The organism is Pseudomonas sp. Y24-6 (assembly GCF_020295325.1).
Lineage (GTDB): Bacteria > Pseudomonadota > Gammaproteobacteria > Pseudomonadales > Pseudomonadaceae > Aquipseudomonas > Aquipseudomonas gregormendelii.
This window is the reverse complement of the sequence record NZ_JACBXG010000001.1, coordinates 494,998-515,982: the sequence shown is the minus strand read 5'-3', so window position 1 is coordinate 515,982 and position 20,985 is coordinate 494,998. Positions and strand designations below refer to the sequence as shown.

The window sequence follows — 20,985 nt, the reverse complement described above, 5'->3', positions numbered from 1 at the left end:
AGGCTAATGTCCGCCGCTTGAAACCCTCAAGGCAACCGTTCAATGGCAGAATCTCCCGAACCTGATCTTTTTGGAGACCACCATGCTTCGTGCATTTGAACGAAGGCTTGACCCTTTTCCTCCCGACGAGGTACCCCCGCCACCCGATGGCCTGGCGCGGTTCCTGTGGGCCTGCACACGGGGCGCGCGCGGTTATATTCTTGCGTTTGTGCTGCTGAGTGCCGGCGTGTCGATCTACGAAGCCTGGCTATTTTCTTTCCTGGGTCAGGTCGTGGACCTGCTCTCGACCTGGAAAGCCGGTGGTGATGCCGCAGCCCAGGAAAGTCGCGTGCTGTGGGGCATGGGCATCGTAATGGTGACCAGTGTCGCACTGGTGGCGTTGCGCACCATGGTGCAGCACCAGATATTGGCGATTAACCTGCCATTGCGGCTGCGCTGGGACTTCCACCGCCTGATGCTGCGGCAAAGCCTGTCGTTCTTTTCCGATGAGTTTTCCGGCCGGGTCACCACCAAGGTGATGCAGACTGCGCTGGCTGTGCGCGACGTGCTGTTCACGCTTATTGAGATCATCCCTGGCATCGGCGTGTACTTCATCGCGCTCATTGCGCTGGCGGGCGGCTTCGCACTGAAACTGATGCTGCCTTTCATTGCCTGGATCCTGTTGTTCGGGCTGGCCATGCTTTACTTCGTACCCCGTCTGGGGAAAGTCGGGCAGGAACAGGCGCACGCGCGCTCCTCAATGACCGGGCGGATCTCTGACGCCTATACCAACATCACGACGGTCAAGCTGTTCTCCCACTCCAATCGTGAAGCGCACTTCGCGCGCGCAGCCATGGAGGATTTCAAGCTGACCGGCTTTCGCCAGATGCGCCTCGTCAGCCAGTTCGAGATCGTCAACCAGGCATTGGTGGTGGCCTTGATCATGGCGGCCGGCGGCTATGCCCTGTGGCTATGGCACCAAGGCGAGGTCGGCGCAGGTGCCGTGGCGGCCATCACCGCCATGGCGTTGCGCATCAATGGCATGTCGCACTGGATCATGTGGCAAATGACCTCGCTGTTCGAGAGCATCGGCACCGTGCAGGACGGCATGTCCACACTGACCCGCGGCCCCAAGGTGCAGGATGCGCCGGACGCGGGTGTGCTGGTGACTTCCGGCGGGGCGGTCACTTTCGACAACGTCAGCTTCAACTACAACGGCGAACGCCAGGTGCTCGATGGCCTGAGCCTGAACATCCGCGCGGGCGAAAAAATCGGTCTGGTGGGCCGCTCCGGGGCAGGGAAGTCGACGCTTATCAACCTGCTGCTGCGCTTTTACGACGTCGACAAAGGAGAGATTCGCATCGACGGGCAAAACATCGCACACGTCACCCAAGACAGCTTGCGTAGCGCCATCGGCATGGTCACCCAGGATACTTCCCTGTTGCACCGCTCCATCCGCGACAATATCGCCTACGGCCGACCTGACGCGAGCGACGCGCAAATCCGCAGTGCTGCGGCCAGTGCGCAGGCCCATGAGTTCATCAGCCAACTGAGCGACCGACAAGGCCACACCGGCTACGACACCTTGGTAGGCGAGCGCGGCATCAAGCTTTCGGGCGGCCAGCGCCAGCGCGTCGCGATCGCCCGGGTGATGCTCAAGAACGCCCCGATCCTGCTGCTTGACGAGGCCACCAGTGCACTGGACTCGGAAGTCGAAGTGGCAATTCAGGAAAGCCTCGATGACATGATGCAAGGCAAGACCGTGATCGCAATCGCCCATCGGCTGTCCACGATCGCGGCCATGGATCGACTTATTGTCATGGATGACGGCCGTATCATCGAGCAGGGCACTCACAGCGAACTGCTCGCGAAGAACGGCATCTATGCGCGGTTGTGGCATCACCAGAGCGGCGGTTTTCTGGGGGAGGATCGAGGAGTGGCCGAGTTTATGGAGCAGGAGTGAGCGTGAAGCGTCCGGCGCGTCTATGCTTGCGCCGGCTCCACATTGGCCGCTGACCACAGTTCGTAAGCTTCTTTCATCCTCTGCCAGGTATCAGCGTCGGCGGGGATGAGGTGCTCGATGCGCAATGACGCCACGGTGATATCGAGCGGCATGCCGAACGTTGTAAAGGTGGATAAGAACCGCAGCTCCCCGTTGTTGGTGCGCACTCGGGTCAGTATCAAGGGTGACGATGGTGCATCCAGCGGGATGTCTGTAGGCCCTGCCAGGTTTTCGATAAGGCGCGCCAGGTCGGGATTGCTGATGGCTTCCCTGGTGGCGCGTTGCCACGCAATTGCCCGGATTTCCTGTGCGTTTACCAGACAGTCTCCCAAGCCACCGGGACGCAACAGGGTGTCGAGCAGGTTGAGACGCGACTCGCCATCGGCGCATACACCGGCCATCTCGAACAGCAACCCCGCGCTGGCATTGGCTGCGGTAATGTCCCAGTTACTGCTGATGACGATGGCGGGCGCAGGGTTATTGGCTTGCAGGATGTGATCAATAGCAGCATGCACCGCTTCCAGCGCCGGAGCGTCGAGCGCAGAAGCCGCGTAGCGGGGCGCATAGCCAGCCTTAATGAAGACCGCGTTGCAGTGCTCAAGGGGCACGTCCAGGGCAGTTAATAGAGCGTGCAATGTGGCGGGGCTAGCCTTGGCGCGACCTGTCTCGACGCAGCTCAGGTGACGCTGGGATACACCGACCAGAAGGGAAAGGTCCAGCTGGCTGAGCCCTGCTTGCTGACGAAATCGTCGCAGATGCTCGCCAGCGGTGGTGCAGGGTGCGGAGTGCGGGGGATGGAAGTTGTGGTGGCCCATGATTCAACTCTGACTGTCCATGTGAAGAGTGTCCATGACCTGTCAGGTCATTGTGAGACGCGCAACATTATCACTACTGTGTAGACGCCACCTACCAGGGAGAAGGACATGAGAGCCGACTACATCGCACTGCCTGTCTTGTTGATTTTTTCGTGTTATACCGGCTGGACGCTACTCACGGCCGAGCAGTCGCTTTTCGCCTTTGGTATCGAGTTGATGTCCCGGCCTGACACCGCGCAAGTGGTCATCGATCTCTACCTGATGGCGGCACTCGCTTGCGTGTGGATGGTGAACGACGCCAGGTCCAGAGGCGATTCATTGCCACGTGTACTGCCGTACCTTTTGCTCACGCTCGTATTCGCCTCCATAGGGCCACTCCTTTACATCGCGGTCAAAGGGGGGAGGGGGCAGGGCAGGGATGAAGTTTCCCGATAGCTATCCCGATAGGTGCAACAACGCATGAATCACATCCACAGCCATCTGTTCAGCGCTGTCCGTCCCGCCGAGTCAAAGGTTCTGCTAGATGGGTACAAATTTGCTATCTGTTCGAGAAACACAATCCATGAGAGTTATCCGTAGCAAGGACTTCACCGCCACTCGCGCCTGGGGCGCTGACGACATCGCTAATATGGGTGGAACCACCGTTCGCCTGCACTGGACCGACCAGCCGTACATATGGCATGTGAATGATGGCGAGGAGGTATTCGCCGTCCTCGACGGCACGGTCGATATGCATTATCGCGAAGCAGGCATCGAGCGCGTCGTGACATTGGTGGTGGGCGACGTGTTCTTCGCAGGGGTTGGATGTGAGCACGTTGCGCATCCTCGTGGAGAAGCGCGGATTCTGGTCGTAGAACGTGAGGGCAGCGTTTGAGCGGCCTGGTTTTCGCTCATCATTAGCAGTGCTCTGATAGACCGTTTCAGGATTTATAGCGTGCATTGGCGACAGGTTGCTCCTGGCCGATTCTGTTGAAAACGGGCGCACACAGCATCGTCCGGCAGTCCATGCGGCGCAATCCCAACGAGTAGGCTATGGTTCAAGCGCGCACGTGTCCCAATGTTCGTGAACGGCAAAAACAAAAAAGGATAGGTTATGCACTCATCCGTTATTTTTCGTCCGGCTGCGCCCGGTCGGTCGCTCCTTCTCTCACTGGGTCTGCTCGCTGCGGGTATCACCTCGGGCGCATGGGCTGACGACTATCCCCACTCCCAGGAGACGATTGGCACCGTCGAGCAGATCTATGACGGCGCCATGCTCCCCGATCTTGCGGTCAGTACCTACCGCAACATCGACCGGCTGTTCCCGACCCACAGGATCAAGGCCGGCGATCACCCGTATGCGCTGGTGAAATCGGACAAACAGTTGCCCAACGTTCGCTTCACGGTAGGGGACAAAAAGTACGATCTGTATGACTTCGTCGCACTGGACAGCATTACGGCGATGCTGGTGCTCAAGGACGGCAAGGTCGTGTTCGAGACCTATCAGCGTGGCAACACCGAGAAAACCCGCTGGATGTCGATGTCGATGGCTAAATCCATTACCTCCACGCTGGCGGCTGCAGCGATCAAAGACGGCCTTATCAAGGACCTCGATGCGCAGGTGGTGGATTACGTTCCGGAACTAAAGGGCAGCGCCTACGAAGGCGTGACCGTGCGCAACGTGCTGATGATGTCGTCGGGGGTGAAGTGGAACGAGACCTACACCGATCCTGCGTCTGACCGTCGCGCGCTACTCAAAGCGCAAATATCGCAAAAACCGGGTTCGGCCATGGCGTTGATGGCAAGTTTGCCGCGAGCCGCTGAGCCCGGCACGACCAACAATTACAGCACTGGCGAAACGCAGGTACTCGGAGAAATCGTTCGTGGCGCTGTGAAGATGCCGCTGGCCGATTATCTGTCGAAGAAGATCTGGCAGCCGTTCGGTATGGAGAGTGATGCCAGTTGGTGGCTCGATTCACCCGACGGCGTGGAAATCGGTGGCAGCGGTATCAGCGCCACGCTGCGCGATTATGGACGCTTCGGGCTGTTTTTCATGAACGGCGGCAAGATCGATGGAGCGTCGATTTTACCCGAGGGTTGGGTCAAGGAGGCGACGCTGCCGACTACCCTCAAAGGCGGCAAATCCCTGGACTACGGCTACATGTGGTGGACGGCATGGACCGAGCCGTCGGTGAAAGACGGCGCCTATTCCGCAGTCGGTATCCAAGGCCAGAACATCTACATCAACCCCGCCAATAACGTGGTAATTGTCACCTTCGGTGCCCAGCCCAAGCCGGTTGATAAAGAGCCGATCGACCCAATGGTATTCTTCGATGCCGTGGTAGCCGCGTTAAAGTAAATTGCGCGTGTCCAGGTATTCGATCAGCATCCTGACGATGGGTGTGTTCGTAGACGGGCCTTTTTCGATCTTGCAGTTTTTTTGAAAGGCCCGTTCAACCTCAGCGCCTACTCAGTCTTGTGGCGGTCCGCTAATAATTCCTCATCAACTATTCGCCAGGATGTTTCAGTGAGTTGGCCGCAAGGTTGGCACACCCAGGACCTGGCTCTTGAATGAGGACACCTATGAGCATCCGTATCTGGCATCAAAGTTTCACTGTTCTAAGCGACCTCGGTGCTTACGACGAAGCGTTGCGCGCACATTTTCGCAAGGTTGCCCGCCCAGGCACGCAAATCCATATGCACGGGATGCTCCCTGGCACGTACCGCAACAACTATCCCGGCGATGACATCAAGTATTCAGCGCTGCAGTACTTGCATGGCCTGCAGTTCATGGCGGCGGGCATCAACGCCCAGGATCTGCACCATTGGAAGGTTCGCGTGAAACGGATAGCACTAATGCCTATCTTCAACAGTTTGAACACCCGGCAGGGACGCAATGGCTACCGCATAGTTATTGACCATTAGCAGACATGCGCTCGGTTATCGTGGACTGGTTTGAAGTTTCGGAGTTCATCTCAGCTTCCCGGCCGTTTTCCAAACACCTCAAAGGCTGTTTATGCGAGACCCAAAGGGCGAGATGTTGCGGACTGGTCCAATCCACAGCCGTTTTCTGCCCGTCGCGACGGGCTGCAGCTGGCCAGGTGCAGACACTGAAACCGGGTTCTGAACGATCAGGTTTTCAGGTGGTGAAATGCTCCAGCCGTCGTACCATGGGCAGGTCGACAGAATGGAGGTTGATATGGGAAATGCTCAGGACAAACGAGTCGTTGTCATTGGTGCAGGCATCGTGGGTGCTTCGCTGGCGTATCATTTGGCTGATAAAGGCGCAAATATCACCGTGGTTGAGGCTGAAGATATCGCGTCGGGAGTGACTGGAACTTCATTCGCATGGATCAACACCCAGCACGGAAAACCCGACCCCATTGCAAAACTGCGCGCAGCTGCAATCGAGGCCTATCGTCGACTCGAATCCCGGTTACCTGACCTGAACATACGATGGACAGGTGCTTTGTCTTTCAACGCGACGGCGAGTGAAGCGCTGCCAGATTCAGGTCATCAGGTTTCGGCAAATCTGGTAGATCGATCGCAGATTCTCGGCCTTGAACCAAATCTCAGGAATCCTCCTCAATCTGCTGTGTATGCGGCTGATGAAGGGGCGCTGGACGCAGTGGCAGTGACCCATGCGTTGATCGCAGGTGCCCAGGCAAATGGGGCGAAGATTCTCACTCAGACGCGTGTTCTGGGCTTTGTAACCCGGGGCGCCACGGTGACGGGCGTTGAAACGACAATGGGTATCATCGATGCTGATGTGGTCGTACTTGCGGCCGGAACAGGCATCACGACCTTGACAGATAGGCTTGAGGTGTCTCTTCCAATAGAGGCCTCGCCTGCCATTTTCATCCGTTACAAGTCTCAACCCGGACTCGTGCACACCCTCATATCCAGCGCTGAGATGGAAGTGCGACAAAGTGCGGAGGGGGCGTTGCTGGCAGCAGAAGATTATCTGGATGACGCCATCGAGAATCAGCCCGCAGCGATCGCGCTTCGAACTGCCAAGACAATCCGGAACCAACTCCATGGGACGGGTTCCATCGATGTGCAATTGGCTTGTGTCGGACTTAGACCCATGCCTGCGGATGGCTTACCCATCATCGGTTATCTACCCAAAGTGGGCGGCGTCTATGTGTGTGTCATGCATCCTGGAGTCACTTTGGCGGCGATAGTGGGACGTCTTGCCAGCGAGGAAATCATCGACGACAAGGTATCCAACGCCCTTAGCCCATGCCGGCCCGATCGATTCCTTCAAGTGTAGCGAGGCCGCTTGCAAGGCCGCTATGGGCCGATTCCAATCTGCCGCAGAGGGATACTAGCGTCCGTTCGTGGATGGCGGTTATTGGCTGCATCGGCCATTGTCCGCCGAGATTCAGGCATCGGATGATCCGTGCAACCCTACTGCAAATGCCTCAGAAACAATCACAAAACAGGACTTTGGCCTGAACTGTGCGGATCGATTTCATAAAAAACCGAACGGTGCCAAAGACTCAAGCAAGCGCAACAATGCTGGTTTTTCGGCGGGTTGTTCTCCGATGCAACACACATGCGGGTCGCTGAGAGAGCACCAGACCGAAACCGGGTCGCCGACCTTTAACCCGTACGAGGCTTTTTTGAGGGTTTCGGTTGACCACGCGTCAATGGTTTCGTTGAGAGACCTGTGATACCGCTTGCCATTGACGCTATAGCTGAAGCTCATGAACCTTGCTCCGATCCACGGTCCCTCACTCCCCAGAAAGGTTACGTAGCCTCGTATCACTTGCCCAACGGGCACGTCATCAGCGCTCATCAATCATCTCCTGAGAATGTGCCCGATATGCAGGGGCGACGCGGTCACCGATGTTCTTCCTGTTTCGATGAGGCGCGCCGTTCACACGTTCATCGGCCTGGCGAATGTCATCAAGATTGCACAGCCGGGCCTTTCAACTCGATTTGATTTTCATCAGGGTCATTGAGGTAAATGGACAACCCTGTTCCCTCTGCGCCATAGCGCATCTGCGCCTTCTCCGCAGATACCCCGCGCTCAGCCAAGTGGCGGAGAATGGCCTGTTCATCAAACGGCTCAACCCGAAGGCAGACGTGATCGACGTTGTGTCCTTGCTTGCCCGCCGGCTGACCACCCTGACGACCAATCAGCCCGTTCACATCAACCAGGTCAATCATGGATGCGCCTGCACTCAGATGAATCATGCCAAGGTCGTCACGGCGCTTGTTGACCTCACATCCCAGGACTGATGTGTAAAACGCGAGGCTGCGCTCAATGTCCTGCACCCGAAGTACAACATGGTCTATACGTTGAATAGAAAAACTGCGCATGACGATCACTCCTGTCGGATCACCGATTTTAGTCCATCCCGACAGGGCGTGATCATTTCTCCGCGCGTTGCTGAAAAAGCAAAAGTCATTTGCGATTTGACCGGATTGTTGCGCCAACAGACCGAAGTTAGGATCAATCCATCGCTGCAACTCATAAGACCTTTGGCGTGAGCTCAGACAGTCATCTGTCGCTCAGCTGATCGTCCTTTCACTCGATCAACTCTGGAAACTCCAATGTCGACACTCTTCGAAGAATTCCGCATGGGCGATACCACGCTCAACAATCGTATTGTCATGGCGCCGTTGACCCGCTCTCGCGCACCCCATGATGCCGCCGATGAGCGGGTGGCGTTGTATTACACGCAGCGCGCCACCGCAGGCTTGATCGTCAGCGAGGGCACGCCGATATCCCGTGAAGGCCAAGGCTACCTCTTCAATCCCGGCATCTTCACCCCCGAACAAATCGCTGGATGGCGCCTCACCACCGATTCGGTTCATGCGGTGGGCGGCAAGATGTTTGCGCAACTCTGGCACGTGGGTCGTGTGTCCCATCCGTCGATCCAGGAAGGCGGGAAACTGCCGGTGAGCGCCACGTCGAAGCAAGCGGTTGGTGCGACAGCGTTCGGTTACGACGCTGACGGCAAGCCGGCGTTGGTAGCTCCACCTGCGCCGCGCCAACTGACAACGGCCGAAGTTTCGCGGATCGTCGGTGAGTTCGCCCAAGCGGCGGAAAATGCGATCGAGGCAGGTTTTGATGGCGTGGAAATCCATGGCGCTAATGGCTATCTGTTCGAGCAGTTCATGAATCCGCTGGTCAATGATCGAACCGATCAGTACGCCGCGGATCAGTTGGAAAATCGTCTGCGCTTCACCCTGGAAGTCATCGACGCGGTGGTTGAGCGAATTGGCGCGGGCCGTGTGGGCATTCGTATTTCGCCCTATGGGCAACTGTTCGATATGCCGCTGTATGAGCAGATCGATGAAACCTACACCGCGCTCGCGACCGAGATCGGCGCTCGGAAACTGGCGTATGTTCATGTGATGGATCAGTCCGGATTTCCTGCCCCGGGTACCGAGGCTGGCGGTGGTGGCCCGAAAGCGACCTTTATCAATTTGCTCTCGATCATCAAATCAAAACTGCCTGGTACCGCGCTCATTTTGGCCGGCGGTATGTCGCGCCAACGTGCGCAAGACATGATCAATGACTGCATCATCGACCTCGCTGCGTTTGGCACCGCTTACATCAGCAACCCTGATCTGGTGGCGCGCCTGCAGAACAACTGGCCGCTCACCGAAGCCAAGCGCGAGACCTTTTACGGCGGCGCAGCCGAAGGTTATGTCGATTACGCGCCCCATCGAGGGTAAGCAGCCGCGACCTTCCTGAAATGTTGGCAGCCGTCACCGGTATCCGGTGCGGCTGCTTTTTCATGCCTGATGCAAAAAGACGCAAGAGGACAATCAGCAGCCGTTCTGGTTTAGTACAGGTCACTGCGCCTTCTGCTGGAGACTTCCCCTATGCACCTCAAAGCGCACCGGTACTTTGCCATGGTCGCCGTGACCGGCAGCTTCTCGGCGACAGCTCGACATTTTCGCGTCCCGGCGTCCTCCGTCTCACGCTTCATCGCGGCGCTGGAGCGGGAGGTGGGCCAGCAGCTGCTGTATCGCAATACTCGGGCAGTCAAGCTGACGGATGCGGGCGAGCGCTATTACGTGCAGATCCGCGAAGTGTTGGAATTGCTGGATGCCGCCAATGAGGAAGTCACTGGCAAGGGTGGCGAGATTCGGGGCCTGGTGCGGATCAACGCGCCGGTTGCGTTCGGCAGTCTGCACATCGTGAAACTGCTGAATGGTCTGTATGACAGGTACCCGCAATTGACGGTTGAACTGACGGTCACCGATGCCTTTATCGATCCGGTTCAAGAGGGCGCAGACATCACCTTTCGGGTGGGGCACCTGGAAGACTCCGGACTGATCGGCCGAAAAATTTGCGACCAGCAATACGTGCTATGCGCTAGTGCAGACTACCTTGCGAAGCATGGGAAACCCGCTTCGCCAGATGATCTGCAGGACCAGGCGTGCCTGGTCTACAAGGGTACCGGTGGGGCGCAGCGCTGGTATTTCCGCAAGCCCGCCAGCAACGAAGTGACAATCATCGAGGTCCATGGCCCGCTCAGAAGCAACAATGCGCAGGTACTGGTAGAAGCGGCGCTCGCAGGGCGGGGAATTGTGTTTTTTCCTTCCTGGCTCTTCAGCAGAGAGAGCTTCATCAACAAGCAACTCATTCAGCTTTTGCCCGATTGGGAAGGGGCGGTCGAGGAGTCGCCCAGCCAGATACATTTGATTTCACCCGAGAATCGACTCCGCTCCCAGAAGGTACGCGTGGTGTGGGACTACTTCATCAGCGCGATTGGCTCTCCTCCTTATTGGGATGATCTCAGTGGGGTTTGAACTGACAGGCAACCTCAATGCGCCGACCATCATGCTCGTCTACGCGGAGATCACCTTGCTGAAATAAGCTTGTAGGGCCATGATCCTTTCTCCCGATGACTTTTTGATCACCGGTGTGCCATATAAATATTCCGTTGGCGCAGACCAATATGTGATTGTGAAATAGGTTGCGCTTCTCACCGTGACCGTTCGCTACCGGCCGATTACTGCCCTGACGAAAGGCTGTAATCGACCTCATGCGACTCTAGTTCGGTTTCCGCCGTAGATCGAAGAGCTGTAAGCGATCAGCGATTAGGGAACTAAACGGTGCTGACTGCCAACGTTTTTTGTCGACGATACAGGATCGTCGTCGCCGTGAACCCGCACACCGCCGCGAACATCAGCCAGTAGGCAGGTGATGCCTTGTCGCCGGTGGCCTGGACCAGCAGTGTCGAAATTGCCGGAGTAAAACCGCCAAACACCGCAGTGGCCAAGCTGAAGGCCAGTGAGAACCCGACTACCCGCACGTTCTGTGGCATGACTTCGGTCAGTGCCGCGACCATGGCGCCGTTGTAAATGCCAAAGAAGAATGAGAAGTACAGCAGGACAGCGAGCAGTCGTTCGAAACTCGCCGCCTCTGCCAGCCAGTGCATGGCGGGATAGGCGGTGAAAATGCACAGTAACGATATTGCCAGCAACAGTGGCCGACGGCCAATGCGGTCGGAGAGAGCGCCGCCAATAGGCAGCCAGATAAAGTTGCTGATGCCGACCAGCAGTGTCACAACCAGGCTGTCGGTGGTGCTCAGGTTCAGTACTGTCCTGCCAAACGTCGGAGTGTAGACCGTAATCAGGTAGAACGTGGTGGTGGTCATGGACGCCAGCAAGCCGCCCGCCAGGACGGTGCGCCAGTTGTCACGCATCGAGCGAAACACTTCGCGAGTTGTTGGACGATGGCTGCGAGCAGTGAACGCAGCGGTTTCTTCCAGTGAACGGCGAATAATGAAAATGAACGGGATGATTACGCAGCCAATGAAGAACGGGATACGCCAGCCCCAATCGGCGATTTCAGCGGCTTGCATCGTGGCATTGATCGTGTAGCCCAACGCGGCCGCGACGACGATCGCCACCTGCTGGCTGGCCGATTGCCAACTGGTGTAGAAACCGGTGTGACCGGGGGTGGAAATTTCCGCCAGATACACGGAAACACCGCCCATTTCCGCGCCTGCGGAGAAGCCCTGGAGCAGCCTGCCCAATAACACCAGAATTGGTGCTGCCACGCCGATGGTGGCATAGCCCGGTACCAGGGCTATCAATACCGTACCGGCGGCCATGATCGACAGCGTCACGATCAGCCCCTTGCGACGGCCCACCTTGTCGATGTACGCCCCCAGCACAATGGCGCCTAACGGACGCATCAGGAATCCTGAGCCGAAAACCGCGAAGGTCATCATCAGCGAGGCAAACTCGCTGGTGGCTGGAAAGAAGGTTTGGGAGATGTAGGTCGCGTAGAACCCGAACAGAAAGAAGTCGAACTGCTCGAGAAAATTACCGCTGGTGACCCGCAAAATGGCGCCCAATTTGGACCCCTTGGCTCGGGTTGTTGCCGTTGTCGTTTTCATCATGGCTACCGTTTTGCTCACTATTGTTTTTGGAATGAGTGCTTTAACCGTCAGTCGCTGCCGGCGTTGATCGGGTTGGGTTGACGCTTCTCGATGGCGTGTTTGAGCAGCGCTGCGCTGCGGAATATTCCATGGGCGAATTTGCTGTAGGGCATGGTCAGGAAAAACGCCATGACCAGGCCGAGATGGATGGCCAGCATCAAGCCCAAGGCGCTGGTTTCACGCAAAGCCAGCAGGGCCAGGCCGCTTGCGCTGACCAGAAACAGCAGCGCAATGAAGCCGCGATCCATGGGTTTCTGGTTCTCGTCGCCGTGAGCAGGATTGCGACGCAGGTTCAGCCAAAGTAGACCCGCCGGGCCGATCAGCAGGCCGATGCCACCGGCAATACCCAGCATCACCGGCAAGCTGAAGATCGGATAAGGCGCCGACCAGTTCAGCAGATAGTGAAAGAGCGTGGCGACACCGGTGGCGGCGAAGCACAGCATGAAGCCGTAGAAGGTGAGGTGGTGGAATCGGCGTCGCCACAAGGTGAATTGATCGTCGGCGTTGTTGCAGCCTTCGCCGTGGCCACCGTCCAGGTATTTGAGCTTCGCGACGTTGGCCGTAGCCTCCAGTGCAGCGGACGTTTTCAACGGCAGGGGCGCCGCAACCGGTGAAACGTTGCGCCAGAAGCGCCGTACACCCATGGTCAGGGCAAGTACGGCAAAGCCGAACACCGAGCCGAACATCAGGGCCAGGGTGTTATGCGGGAAAATCTTGTAGAAGTCGCCCCCGGGAATGGCCGTGAACAGGTTGCCCATGAGCATCAGGGTCAGGCATAAAAACAACGCCAGCCCCCCACCGGAAGCCAGTGCCAGGGTCAGGCCGTTGCGCTGATACAACCTGCCCATCACCTGCGGCCAAGCGTATTCGGCGTAAGTATCCAGGCGCACTTTGGCCATGGCTTTGGGTATGTTGACTTCGAATTCGTGTGGGGCGGCGTACTGGCAGGCGTGCAGGCACGCGCCGCAGTTATGGCACAGGTTCGCCAGGTAGTGGATGTCAGCCTGAGTGAATTCCAGGCGCCGGGTCATCGCCGGAAATACGGCGCAAAAGCCTTCGCAATAACGGCAGGCGTTGCAGATGGTCATCTGCCGCTGGACTTCACTTTCGTCAAGATTCAACACCGGGATCAAACCGCCCGACGCTTGGGGATCAAACAGTTGCATGTCGAGACTCCGAGTTTGCAGAGGAAACGCCAAAGCCCACCGACGCGGCTGCCTGCACGCCGGCGATGCGGCCAAACGCGGTACCGATGGCCATGCCGATGCCGGCGGTGTAGCCCTTGCCCAGAACGTTGCCGGCCATCATTTCTCCCGCGACGAACAGGTTGGGGCTCGCTTTGCCGTTGAAATGCACGGCAGCGGTTTCGTCGGTGGCGAGGCCGAGGTAAGTGAACGTGACACCCGGTTTAAGCGGGTAGGCGTAGAAAGGTGGTTTCTCCAATGGCCGCGCCCAATGGGTTTTGGCGGGCGTCAGTCCTTGGGTGTGGCAGTCGTCCAGCGCCGTGTGGTCGAACGTGCCAACGCGGCAGGCGCTGTTGTAGTCCTCGACCGTCTTGACGAATGTTTCTTGAGGCAGCTTCAACTGGCGGGCCAGGTCTTGCAGAGTATTGGCGGTGGTGCCGGGAAAGACCGGCGGCATGAAGCGGCCGATGGCTTGTTGATCGATGATCGAATATGCCTGCTGACCGGGTTGTCCGGCCACCAGACGCCCCCAGATCGCATAACGTTTTGGCCAGAAATCCTCTCCTTCGTCGTAGAAGCGTTCGCCATCACGATTGACCACCACACCGAGAGATACGCAGTCGATTCGGGTGCAGATGCCACCGTCGTAGAGTGGCGCGCGGGCATCAATGGCGACCATGTGTGCTTGCGTCGGATCGCCGATCACATCGGCGCCAAGGTCGAGCATGCGCCGCAGCAAAATGCCGGTGTTGAATCGGGTGCCCCGGATCAGGAAATTGTCCGATGGCCATTCACCGCGTTCGTTCTGACCCCAGGCTTCGCGCAGCCATTCACGATTGGATTCGAAGCCGCCGGCCGCCAATACACAGGCCCGCGCCTCAATGCGTTCGGCGGCGAAATGCTGACCATCGACTTCATGTTCGCCCACATGGGCGGCGACGAATTTCCCCTGATCCAACTCGATGTCGGTCACTTGCGTGTTGTAGCGAACTTTTACTCCCAGGCGCTCGGCGCTGCGGAAATACGCATTGACCAGCGCTTTGCCGCCGCCCATAAAAAATGCATTGGTCCGCGCCACGTGCAGCGCGCCGGACAGCGGTGGCTGAAAATGCACGCCGTGTGAACGCATCCAATCCCGGCAAGAGGAAGATGCCCGAATGGCAATGCGTGCAAGCTTTTCATCGGTGAGGCCACCGGTGACCTTCAACAGGTCTTGCCAGTATTCTTCTTCCGGATAGGTATCGATCAGCACGTCCTGCGGTTCGTCGTGCATGCACCGCAGGTTACGGGTGTGTTGGGAGTTGCCACCGCGCCAGATTTTCGCAGAGGCTTCCAGCAGCATCACGCTGGCGCCCGCTTCTCGCGCCATCAGGGCGGCGCACAAGGCAGCGTTGCCACCGCCTATGATTAAGACATCGATCATTATCGCTCCTCGATTTGCAAGGAAGCGGGAACGAAGTGCTCCTTGCGAGTGGGGAGAACGATAGGGTGGGGAAGCAGTGGCCGAAAGGCTGCTTTTGACGCGGGGTGTTTAGTTTTTCTAAAGGCTTTTCTCGTCAGGAGAGACTTATGCGTCCTGGGATTGAAGGAAGATTACGCGTCGACCCCTTCTAGCCACGTAGCGCCAGGCCATTGCTTGTCGAGGACCAACTGTCGCGCCACATCGACAATGACCAACCGCGTTGCCAGCGCCGCCGGAGAGAGTTCGTCATCAGCCAGCGTCGCCAGAAGATTACGCCGGCCCACGTGGGGATCGGCGATCCTGATCAGTGAAAGTCCGGACCCGTCTTTCAATGCAGCGGCCGCCCCCGGTTGTATCGTTGCCGCATGACCGGCCCGCACGGCGTTCATCAAAACAGCGAGACCGTCGACTTCCATAATGACATTGGGTGTCAGCCCGACCCGTTCGAACGCGCTCATCAATGCCGAGCGCAATCCATGTTGCGCGCTGGGCATCACCAGTGGCAGGCCGCCGAGGTCTGCTAATTGCACGCTGTCACCGGACGGCGCCTGGGGCAGACTGGGCGAGGCGATGACAAACAGCTTTTCATCCAGCAGCGGAGTCACGCTCCAGCGTTTACCCCCTTCCAGCTGAAACAGGATGGCCAGATCAATTTGCCGTGCGTTGAGCTGCGCCGCCAAGTGGCCGGAAAGCATTTCCACCAAATGCAGTTGTATGTCCGGATAACGCGCACGCATTGCGTTGATCAACGGCAACGCGAGCACCGTAGCGGTAGTCGGTGGTAAGCCCACGCTGACATAACCGCTCATTCGCCCGCGATGGGCGGCCATGATTGCGTTTTCCGCCTGGCGTAGCGTCAATTGGGCATGGTGTAAAAACGCAAATCCGGCGCTAGTGGGCGTCACGCCGGTAGAGGTTCGATTCAGGAGGCGAGTGCACAGTTCGCTTTCCAGCTTGGAGATTTGCTGACTAAGGGCTGAAACGCCAACATCCAGTTCAAGTGCCGCACGCCCCAGGCTGCCAAGCTCGATGATTTTTACGAAATAGCGCAGTTGTCTCAATTCCAATGTGGCTGCTCCCCGCGAATTTGTTATTCGAATACCTGAACGTTTGCCACGCAAGTTACGAAGCCCGAAGAGGCAGCATTGTCGCAGGTTTGGGGTGGCCGTTCAGCACGTGCGCTTTGTCGAGGACTGGTAGCACTTAGCCGATGGCTGCCCGTCGCGACGGGCAGCCATCGACGGGTCATCGGTTGAATCGCTCGACCAATGAATACTGAATTTTAGCGGTCTGGGTCAGTTCCTTGCTCAGCTCTGCCGAATGCCTGGCCTGTTCAGACGTCTGGTCTGCCAGATTGGCAATGGTCGTGATATTGCGGCTGATTTCCTCGGCTACGGCGGTCTGCTCTTCGGTCGCTGCGGCAATCTGGGTAGTCATGTCCGTGATGTTTGCCACCGCTTCACTGATCCCGACTAATGCTTTATCTGCTTCAAGCACCCACGCCACGCCTTCTTCGGCCTGGCGATGACCGCTTTCCATGGTTTTCACCGCATTGTTCGACGAGACCTGCAGCTTGGAAATCAGCCCGTGGATTTGCGCCGTGGACTCCGTCGTGCGCTGCGCCAACTGGCGCACTTCATCGGCGACTACCGCAAAGCCTCGACCCATGTCGCCCGCTCGCGCAGCTTCGATGGCGGCGTTCAGCGCCAGCAGGTTGGTCTGGTCGGCAATGCCCTTGATCACATCGACTACCGTGCCGATTTCATTGCTGTCCCTGGCCAGTTGCGCGACGGTCATCCCGGTTTCACCCACCACCACCGAGAGGCGCTGGATGGCTTCTCGGGTGTCCCGGGCCACTTCGCGTCCACGCCCGGTCAACACATTGGCTTCCTGGGTAGCGTCGGCGGTGCGCTGGACGTGGCTGGCGACTTCCTGTGTGGTGGCGGCCATTTGATTGACTGCGGCCGACACCTGCTCGGTCTCGACGCGTTGGCGGTCGAGCCCACGGGAACTTTCGGTGGCGAGGCCGTCGGATCTGCCGGCCAGGCCGGTTAGTTGTTCCGCCGTATCCTGCAACCGGGTGAGGCACGTCTTGAGCCGGGCGGCCTGGCTGATAAACGCCGTTTCAAGGCTTGCCTGGGGGCCACGTTCGTCGCTGTACATTTTTGCCAGCAACGCGTCGCAGGTTGAGGCTTCAGCCATTTTCAGCAGACGCAGCGCGCCGCGGTTCTGTCGACTCGACACCCATAGCCCGAGCGGCACCGATACCCCGACAGCCAGAATGATCGCCTCCGACATACCGAGGAACACGCCGCCGCATGCACCCACCAGGCCCATGGTCAACACCGGCAGTCAGGCGAGCAGGGCGGGTTGCCATTGATCACTGACCGGGACGGCCGACTTGCCCAGGCTAAGGCGTTTATAGAGCGCTTCGGCGCGACGGATCTGCTCGGCCGTCGGCTTGACCCTGACCGATTCATAGCCCACAACCTCTTGCCCCTGGAAAATCGGCGTGACGTAGGCGTTGACCCAGTAGTGGTCGCCATTTTTCGAGCGATTCTTGACGATGCCCATCCACGGCTTGCCAAGCTTGAGCGCACCCCACATATGCGCAAAGACGGCGGAAGGCACGTCGGGGTGGCGAACGATGTTTTGAGGCGCGCCGATCAGGTCGGATTTGTTAAAACCGCTGACTTCGACGAAGGCGTCATTGCAGTAAGTGATGACGCCCCGTGCATCCGTTGTCGAGATGAGTTTTTGTTGAGGCCCAAGGGCAACCTCGCGCTGCGTAACCGGTTGATTGTTTCTCATCTGTATTGCTCCTATGCCCTAAGCCATGGACATCGGCTGCAATATGAGAAAGGTTAATGAGTCATGCTAAAAAGGCAGGTCATGCGTCCGGAAAGAGGGGGGCTTAGACACTGCTAGTGACCAAAAACGGGCTTCCGGCGAAGCGTCTATTTTTTGCCGATAGTGCCTCAGGCAGTATCCGACCCAATGGGGACGCTGACCAGCCTCTGGTTAAGCCCGTCCCTGTGAGCGAAGCGAACGGTTTGAACCGGTCTGGAATCCAACGTATCAATCTTGATTTCCATCTATTGCTCCGTTCATTCAACTCTTAGGTGCTTTCACTGCCTGAAAAGCGGTGGGCGAGCTTTTGCTGCTCAAATCTCTCGCTGACGAAATCGATGAACACCCTGGTCTTGGCTGGCATAAGTGAGCGGGTGGCGAAGTACATGGCAATGGTTCCCGCATCGGCATACCAGTCCGGGACCAGGCGCAATAGGTCTCCTCGCTCTATCCAGCGCTGCACATCCGCCACCACGAGGAATCCGACACCGAGTCCAAGCAGGACTGCCTCGCGCATGGCGGCAGGGTCGTTGACGATAAAGCTTTCCCGCACACGGGCAGCCATTTCCACGCCGCGTTTGTCACGCATACTCCAGTGCCGGACACGGCCAGTACGACCGGAGCGCATGACGATTCCTTCCAGGTCTTCGAGTGCTCCCGGATTCATCGGTAGTGTTCTTCCACGCATGAAGGCTGGCGAAGCGACTGCAATAACATGAGCGGGGGCCAGTGGGCGGGAGATCACACCTTGGGCCAGTTCAAACCCTCCTCCAATAGCCACGTCGAACCCTTCGGCAATCAGATCGACTTGCCTGTTCTCGAAATGCCATTCAGGACGAATCAGCGGGTACTTGGCCAGAAACTCCGGGAGTAATGGCAATATCTGGCTGATACCAAAGGTGGGTGCCATGCTTACTTTCAATAGGCCGGCCGGTTCGCCTTTATCTGTCGCGACTGAGTTGATGGCATTTTGCAGGGCGTCCAGGTGACCGCCAATGGACGCCAGAAAGTGCTCGCCGGCTTCGGTCAGCGTCAATTTTCGAGTCGACCGATGAAACAATCGTACGCCGATGTTTCGCTCAAGAATGGCTACATTACGACTGACAGCGGCAGGGGTTAGCGCCAGTTGACGTGCAGCGGCCGAAAAACTGCCAGTCTCTGCGCTGTGGGCGAAACACTCGAGGTTGGCCAGCGTTTCCATGGGTCACCTGATACTGATGCTTGAAAATGAATCAAGTCATTACACTCTAATCAATTGATCTTCACGAGGCCATGATGATTTCACCTTAATCCAAGAGTGAAATATTCATGCCTACCCCAACTCTCCCGCTCGCTGGAAAAGTCGCCCTGGTTACTGGCGGTTCCCGTTCAATCGGTGCGGCTGTTGCCAAGCGTCTGGCCGCCGATGGTGCATCAGTTGCGCTGACTTACAGTGCTTCACCTGCCCAGGCTGAGAAAGTCGTTCAAGCCATTGCCAGTGAAGGAGGGCAGGCGATTGCGATTTCTGCTGATGCTGGCGATCCGGCAGCCGTGCGTGCAGCCGTTGCACGCACCGTTGAAATGTTTGGTCGCCTCGACATTCTGGTAAACAACGCCGGCCTCGCGCTCGGGGGCTCGATTGAGGGCATCGAGTTTGAAACGTACCAGCGCATGATCGCCGTCAACGTCACGGGCGTGTTCATCGGCACGCAGGAAGCCGTTCGCTACATGAAAGACGGTGGCCGGATTATCCATATCGGCTCTTCCATGACACGATACGCAGCGTTCCCGACGGCCTCGCTCTACACGCTGACCAAAGGCGCGATCACTGGTTTCAACCGCAGCCTGGTGCGTGATTTGGCACCTAAAGGCATCACCGTCAACACTGTTCACCCAGGCCCAATCGATACCGACATGAACCCGGATGGCGGCCCGGTGAGTGATATCGTGAAACCCGGCATCGCGCTTGGTCGCTACGGTCAGTCTCACGAAATTGCCAGTGTGGTCGCATTTCTTGCAGGTCCTGATGCCTCTTTTGTTACGGGTGCAGACATCGTCGCTGACGGTGGTTTCACCGCCTGATTTACTCTTTCATTGAGGGCGGTAAGTTACTTTGAGCGATCGACAGGCAGTTTCTGGCCGTCCAATGCATGCCGTGATGGGTGGCACTGGTTCGCACCATCGCCGCGCCTGAATGATTCGCCTGTCGTACCAATGGGTCATTGTTGCTTTTCGCGAAGGGCTGAGTGGCCAAGAGTGATCTGCAACAATGACTTGGACCCATTCAGCGCTAGCGGAATACTTTGTTACAAAACTACGCGTTGTCTTTTTACATGCACTTGCAGCGCTGTTCTATACCCACTTCAAGCGCATGGAAGTGTTGGCTCTTCATCGCAACAGTCGTATTGGTTGGAGCCCATTGGCTACTCGCCCTCCCTAAATGGCCGTTTCTGCTTTTCCATCGCGCATTCACTCACCAAACGCTTTAGAACATCGCCCCTAACTCCACCGGGAGGTTTCATGAGTGCATGGCAGCAGCTACGAGTGCGAATCAAACGAAAAGGCCTGCGTCGCACCATTAATACTCTGTGGAAGCGCTATGTGTTTTTCCACTGGGAGTTACTGTGGATGGAGCGTGACCTGGTCACGTCGGTTCCAGCTCAAAAGCTCAGGCCCTATTCGGGATTACGCTTGGTCCAGATCGATACTCGGAACGCAGATGCGTTCGCCAGGCACTTTGGCGATCGAGTGGAAATCATGCGCGAACTGGCCGCCGAAGGGCATACCGGGCATATGTACCTGGACGACAAGGGTGATGCCGTAGCATTCATTTGGGGCAGCAAACGCGACTACCATGATCGCCATTATTACGGCTGCTGGTTCCCGGTCAAGGACGGCGAGTTCTTCGCTTTCGGGGGCGAGATGACGCGACGTTACTTCGGTACGGCACTGTCAGTCGATGGCCAGATCTGTCTGTGGCAGGCCATGCAAGCACAAGGCTGCAACAAAGTGGTGGACGTCTGTGAGGCGCACAACATTCCTGCCCTTAAAGCGCACATTCGTATGGGGTATCGTGAGCAGGGGAGGATCAGGCATGTCTACGGGTTGTTCGGGCGCTGGCGTTTATTCCGCGAATCCCGCTACAGCGGCTCGCGACTCGATAGCCTTTGCAAGGCTCGGCGTTCCGCGTTGGCCGCGCCAGCGTGAGATGCAAACGCTCCTTTCACGCAAGCCGCTCACGTCCTTCCCTGGACATTAGCCGGCGAACAACTATTCAGAAGCTGTACCGGGCAGTCAGTTTCACATTACGTGGGTCGCC

The 20,985-nt window shown here is 57.7% G+C and carries 20 protein-coding genes; 10 read left to right on the top strand and 10 right to left on the bottom strand.

Annotated features, from left to right (window positions below; genetic code table 11):
* Positions 1-82 precede the first annotated feature (82 nt).
* Entirely contained in the window at positions 83-1,942 is a 1,860-nt protein-coding gene (locus HYI44_RS02445; protein ID WP_225568656.1) for an ABC transporter ATP-binding protein, read from the top strand.
* Between the two features lie 20 nt (positions 1,943-1,962).
* Here the strand turns inward: HYI44_RS02445 and HYI44_RS02440 are convergent, their stop codons facing one another.
* On the bottom strand, positions 1,963-2,796 hold the full coding sequence (locus HYI44_RS02440) for a helix-turn-helix domain-containing protein (RefSeq protein ID WP_225568655.1): 834 nt from the start codon (positions 2,794-2,796) through the stop codon (positions 1,963-1,965).
* Between the two features lie 108 nt (positions 2,797-2,904).
* Between HYI44_RS02440 and HYI44_RS02435 the strand changes: the two genes are divergently transcribed.
* The 5 genes from HYI44_RS02435 (at position 2,905) to HYI44_RS02415 (ending at position 7,048) form a co-directional block, all read left to right on the top strand.
* Positions 2,905-3,231: a DUF2834 domain-containing protein gene (locus HYI44_RS02435; RefSeq protein WP_225568654.1), complete on the top strand. Its 327-nt coding sequence runs from the start codon at positions 2,905-2,907 to the stop codon at positions 3,229-3,231.
* Between the two features lie 127 nt (positions 3,232-3,358).
* Positions 3,359-3,670, top strand: a complete 312-nt coding sequence (locus tag HYI44_RS02430; protein ID WP_225568653.1) for a cupin — start codon at positions 3,359-3,361, stop codon at positions 3,668-3,670.
* A gap of 219 nt (positions 3,671-3,889) precedes the next feature.
* Complete coding sequence (locus HYI44_RS02425; RefSeq protein ID WP_225568652.1) at positions 3,890-5,134, top strand: serine hydrolase domain-containing protein; 1,245 nt, start codon at positions 3,890-3,892, stop codon at positions 5,132-5,134.
* A 224-nt stretch (positions 5,135-5,358) separates the two neighbouring features.
* On the top strand, positions 5,359-5,700 hold the full coding sequence (locus HYI44_RS02420) for a hypothetical protein (protein WP_225568651.1): 342 nt from the start codon (positions 5,359-5,361) through the stop codon (positions 5,698-5,700).
* A gap of 262 nt (positions 5,701-5,962) precedes the next feature.
* Positions 5,963-7,048 (top strand): NAD(P)/FAD-dependent oxidoreductase, encoded by a 1,086-nt coding sequence (locus HYI44_RS02415; protein ID WP_412548472.1) that lies wholly within the window; start codon positions 5,963-5,965, stop codon positions 7,046-7,048.
* A gap of 201 nt (positions 7,049-7,249) precedes the next feature.
* Here HYI44_RS02415 and HYI44_RS02410 read toward each other — a convergent pair whose 3' ends face one another.
* Both HYI44_RS02410 and HYI44_RS02405 read right to left on the bottom strand, forming a co-directional pair.
* Entirely contained in the window at positions 7,250-7,576 is a 327-nt protein-coding gene (locus HYI44_RS02410) for a hypothetical protein (protein ID WP_201148256.1), read from the bottom strand.
* 110 nt (positions 7,577-7,686) lie between these two features.
* Entirely contained in the window at positions 7,687-8,103 is a 417-nt protein-coding gene (locus HYI44_RS02405; RefSeq protein WP_122838566.1) for a VOC family protein, read from the bottom strand.
* 234 nt (positions 8,104-8,337) lie between these two features.
* Between HYI44_RS02405 and HYI44_RS02400 the strand changes: the two genes are divergently transcribed.
* Together HYI44_RS02400 and HYI44_RS02395 are read left to right on the top strand one after the other, a co-directional pair.
* The gene (locus HYI44_RS02400) at positions 8,338-9,468 is read left to right on the top strand and encodes an alkene reductase (protein WP_225568650.1); all 1,131 of its coding nucleotides are present in this window, start codon (positions 8,338-8,340) and stop codon (positions 9,466-9,468) included.
* Between the two features lie 150 nt (positions 9,469-9,618).
* Positions 9,619-10,551: a LysR family transcriptional regulator gene (locus tag HYI44_RS02395; RefSeq protein ID WP_225568649.1), complete on the top strand. Its 933-nt coding sequence runs from the start codon at positions 9,619-9,621 to the stop codon at positions 10,549-10,551.
* Positions 10,552-10,850: 299 nt separating this feature from the next.
* On the opposite strand, the gene HYI44_RS02390 is transcribed toward HYI44_RS02395, so the two are convergent.
* From HYI44_RS02390 to HYI44_RS02365, 7 genes are all read right to left on the bottom strand, one after another.
* On the bottom strand, positions 10,851-12,152 hold the full coding sequence (locus HYI44_RS02390) for an MFS transporter (RefSeq protein WP_225568648.1): 1,302 nt from the start codon (positions 12,150-12,152) through the stop codon (positions 10,851-10,853).
* 47 nt (positions 12,153-12,199) lie between these two features.
* Entirely contained in the window at positions 12,200-13,357 is a 1,158-nt protein-coding gene (gene tcuB / locus HYI44_RS02385; RefSeq protein ID WP_122838569.1) for a tricarballylate utilization 4Fe-4S protein TcuB, read from the bottom strand.
* A complete protein-coding gene (gene tcuA / locus HYI44_RS02380) occupies positions 13,344-14,798 on the bottom strand; it encodes an FAD-dependent tricarballylate dehydrogenase TcuA (RefSeq protein ID WP_225568647.1) in 1,455 nt (484 codons plus the stop codon). Before tcuA ends, tcuB begins: the two co-directional genes overlap by 14 nt.
* A 170-nt stretch (positions 14,799-14,968) precedes the next feature.
* Positions 14,969-15,904 (bottom strand): LysR substrate-binding domain-containing protein, encoded by a 936-nt coding sequence (locus tag HYI44_RS02375; protein WP_122838571.1) that lies wholly within the window; start codon positions 15,902-15,904, stop codon positions 14,969-14,971.
* A gap of 178 nt (positions 15,905-16,082) precedes the next feature.
* On the bottom strand, positions 16,083-17,174 hold the full coding sequence (locus HYI44_RS02370) for a methyl-accepting chemotaxis protein (protein WP_412548466.1): 1,092 nt from the start codon (positions 17,172-17,174) through the stop codon (positions 16,083-16,085).
* Between the two features lie 15 nt (positions 17,175-17,189).
* Positions 17,190-17,648, bottom strand: a complete 459-nt coding sequence (locus HYI44_RS29495; RefSeq protein ID WP_412548465.1) for a PAS domain-containing protein — start codon at positions 17,646-17,648, stop codon at positions 17,190-17,192.
* Between the two features lie 307 nt (positions 17,649-17,955).
* Positions 17,956-18,888, bottom strand: a complete 933-nt coding sequence (locus tag HYI44_RS02365) for a LysR family transcriptional regulator (protein ID WP_225568646.1) — start codon at positions 18,886-18,888, stop codon at positions 17,956-17,958.
* 107 nt (positions 18,889-18,995) lie between these two features.
* Here HYI44_RS02365 and HYI44_RS02360 point away from each other — a divergent pair, with 107 nt between their 5' ends.
* Positions 18,996-19,748 carry a 3-oxoacyl-ACP reductase family protein gene (locus HYI44_RS02360; RefSeq protein WP_225568645.1) on the top strand — a complete coding sequence of 251 codons (753 nt, stop codon included), beginning with the start codon at positions 18,996-18,998 and terminating at the stop codon, positions 19,746-19,748.
* 438 nt (positions 19,749-20,186) lie between these two features.
* The gene (locus HYI44_RS02355; protein ID WP_225568644.1) at positions 20,187-20,873 is read left to right on the top strand and encodes an N-acetyltransferase; all 687 of its coding nucleotides are present in this window, start codon (positions 20,187-20,189) and stop codon (positions 20,871-20,873) included.
* The last annotated feature ends 112 nt before the right edge of the window (positions 20,874-20,985 follow it).

Coding starts and splice junctions, on each gene's coding strand:
- HYI44_RS02445 (WP_225568656.1), top strand. CDS start 83: ATGCTTCGTGCATTTGAACGAAGGCTTGACCCTTTTCCTCCCGACGAG.
- HYI44_RS02440 (WP_225568655.1), bottom strand. CDS start 2,796: ATGGGCCACCACAACTTCCATCCCCCGCACTCCGCACCCTGCACCACC.
- HYI44_RS02435 (WP_225568654.1), top strand. CDS start 2,905: ATGAGAGCCGACTACATCGCACTGCCTGTCTTGTTGATTTTTTCGTGT.
- HYI44_RS02430 (WP_225568653.1), top strand. CDS start 3,359: ATGAGAGTTATCCGTAGCAAGGACTTCACCGCCACTCGCGCCTGGGGC.
- HYI44_RS02425 (WP_225568652.1), top strand. CDS start 3,890: ATGCACTCATCCGTTATTTTTCGTCCGGCTGCGCCCGGTCGGTCGCTC.
- HYI44_RS02420 (WP_225568651.1), top strand. CDS start 5,359: ATGAGCATCCGTATCTGGCATCAAAGTTTCACTGTTCTAAGCGACCTC.
- HYI44_RS02415 (WP_412548472.1), top strand. CDS start 5,963: ATGGAGGTTGATATGGGAAATGCTCAGGACAAACGAGTCGTTGTCATT.
- HYI44_RS02410 (WP_201148256.1), bottom strand. CDS start 7,576: ATGAGCGCTGATGACGTGCCCGTTGGGCAAGTGATACGAGGCTACGTA.
- HYI44_RS02405 (WP_122838566.1), bottom strand. CDS start 8,103: ATGCGCAGTTTTTCTATTCAACGTATAGACCATGTTGTACTTCGGGTG.
- HYI44_RS02400 (WP_225568650.1), top strand. CDS start 8,338: ATGTCGACACTCTTCGAAGAATTCCGCATGGGCGATACCACGCTCAAC.
- HYI44_RS02395 (WP_225568649.1), top strand. CDS start 9,619: ATGCACCTCAAAGCGCACCGGTACTTTGCCATGGTCGCCGTGACCGGC.
- HYI44_RS02390 (WP_225568648.1), bottom strand. CDS start 12,152: ATGATGAAAACGACAACGGCAACAACCCGAGCCAAGGGGTCCAAATTG.
- tcuB (WP_122838569.1), bottom strand. CDS start 13,357: ATGCAACTGTTTGATCCCCAAGCGTCGGGCGGTTTGATCCCGGTGTTG.
- tcuA (WP_225568647.1), bottom strand. CDS start 14,798: ATGATCGATGTCTTAATCATAGGCGGTGGCAACGCTGCCTTGTGCGCC.
- HYI44_RS02370 (WP_412548466.1), bottom strand. CDS start 17,174: ATGGGCCTGGTGGGTGCATGCGGCGGCGTGTTCCTCGGTATGTCGGAG.
- HYI44_RS29495 (WP_412548465.1), bottom strand. CDS start 17,648: ATGAGAAACAATCAACCGGTTACGCAGCGCGAGGTTGCCCTTGGGCCT.
- HYI44_RS02365 (WP_225568646.1), bottom strand. CDS start 18,888: ATGGAAACGCTGGCCAACCTCGAGTGTTTCGCCCACAGCGCAGAGACT.
- HYI44_RS02360 (WP_225568645.1), top strand. CDS start 18,996: ATGCCTACCCCAACTCTCCCGCTCGCTGGAAAAGTCGCCCTGGTTACT.
- HYI44_RS02355 (WP_225568644.1), top strand. CDS start 20,187: ATGAGTGCATGGCAGCAGCTACGAGTGCGAATCAAACGAAAAGGCCTG.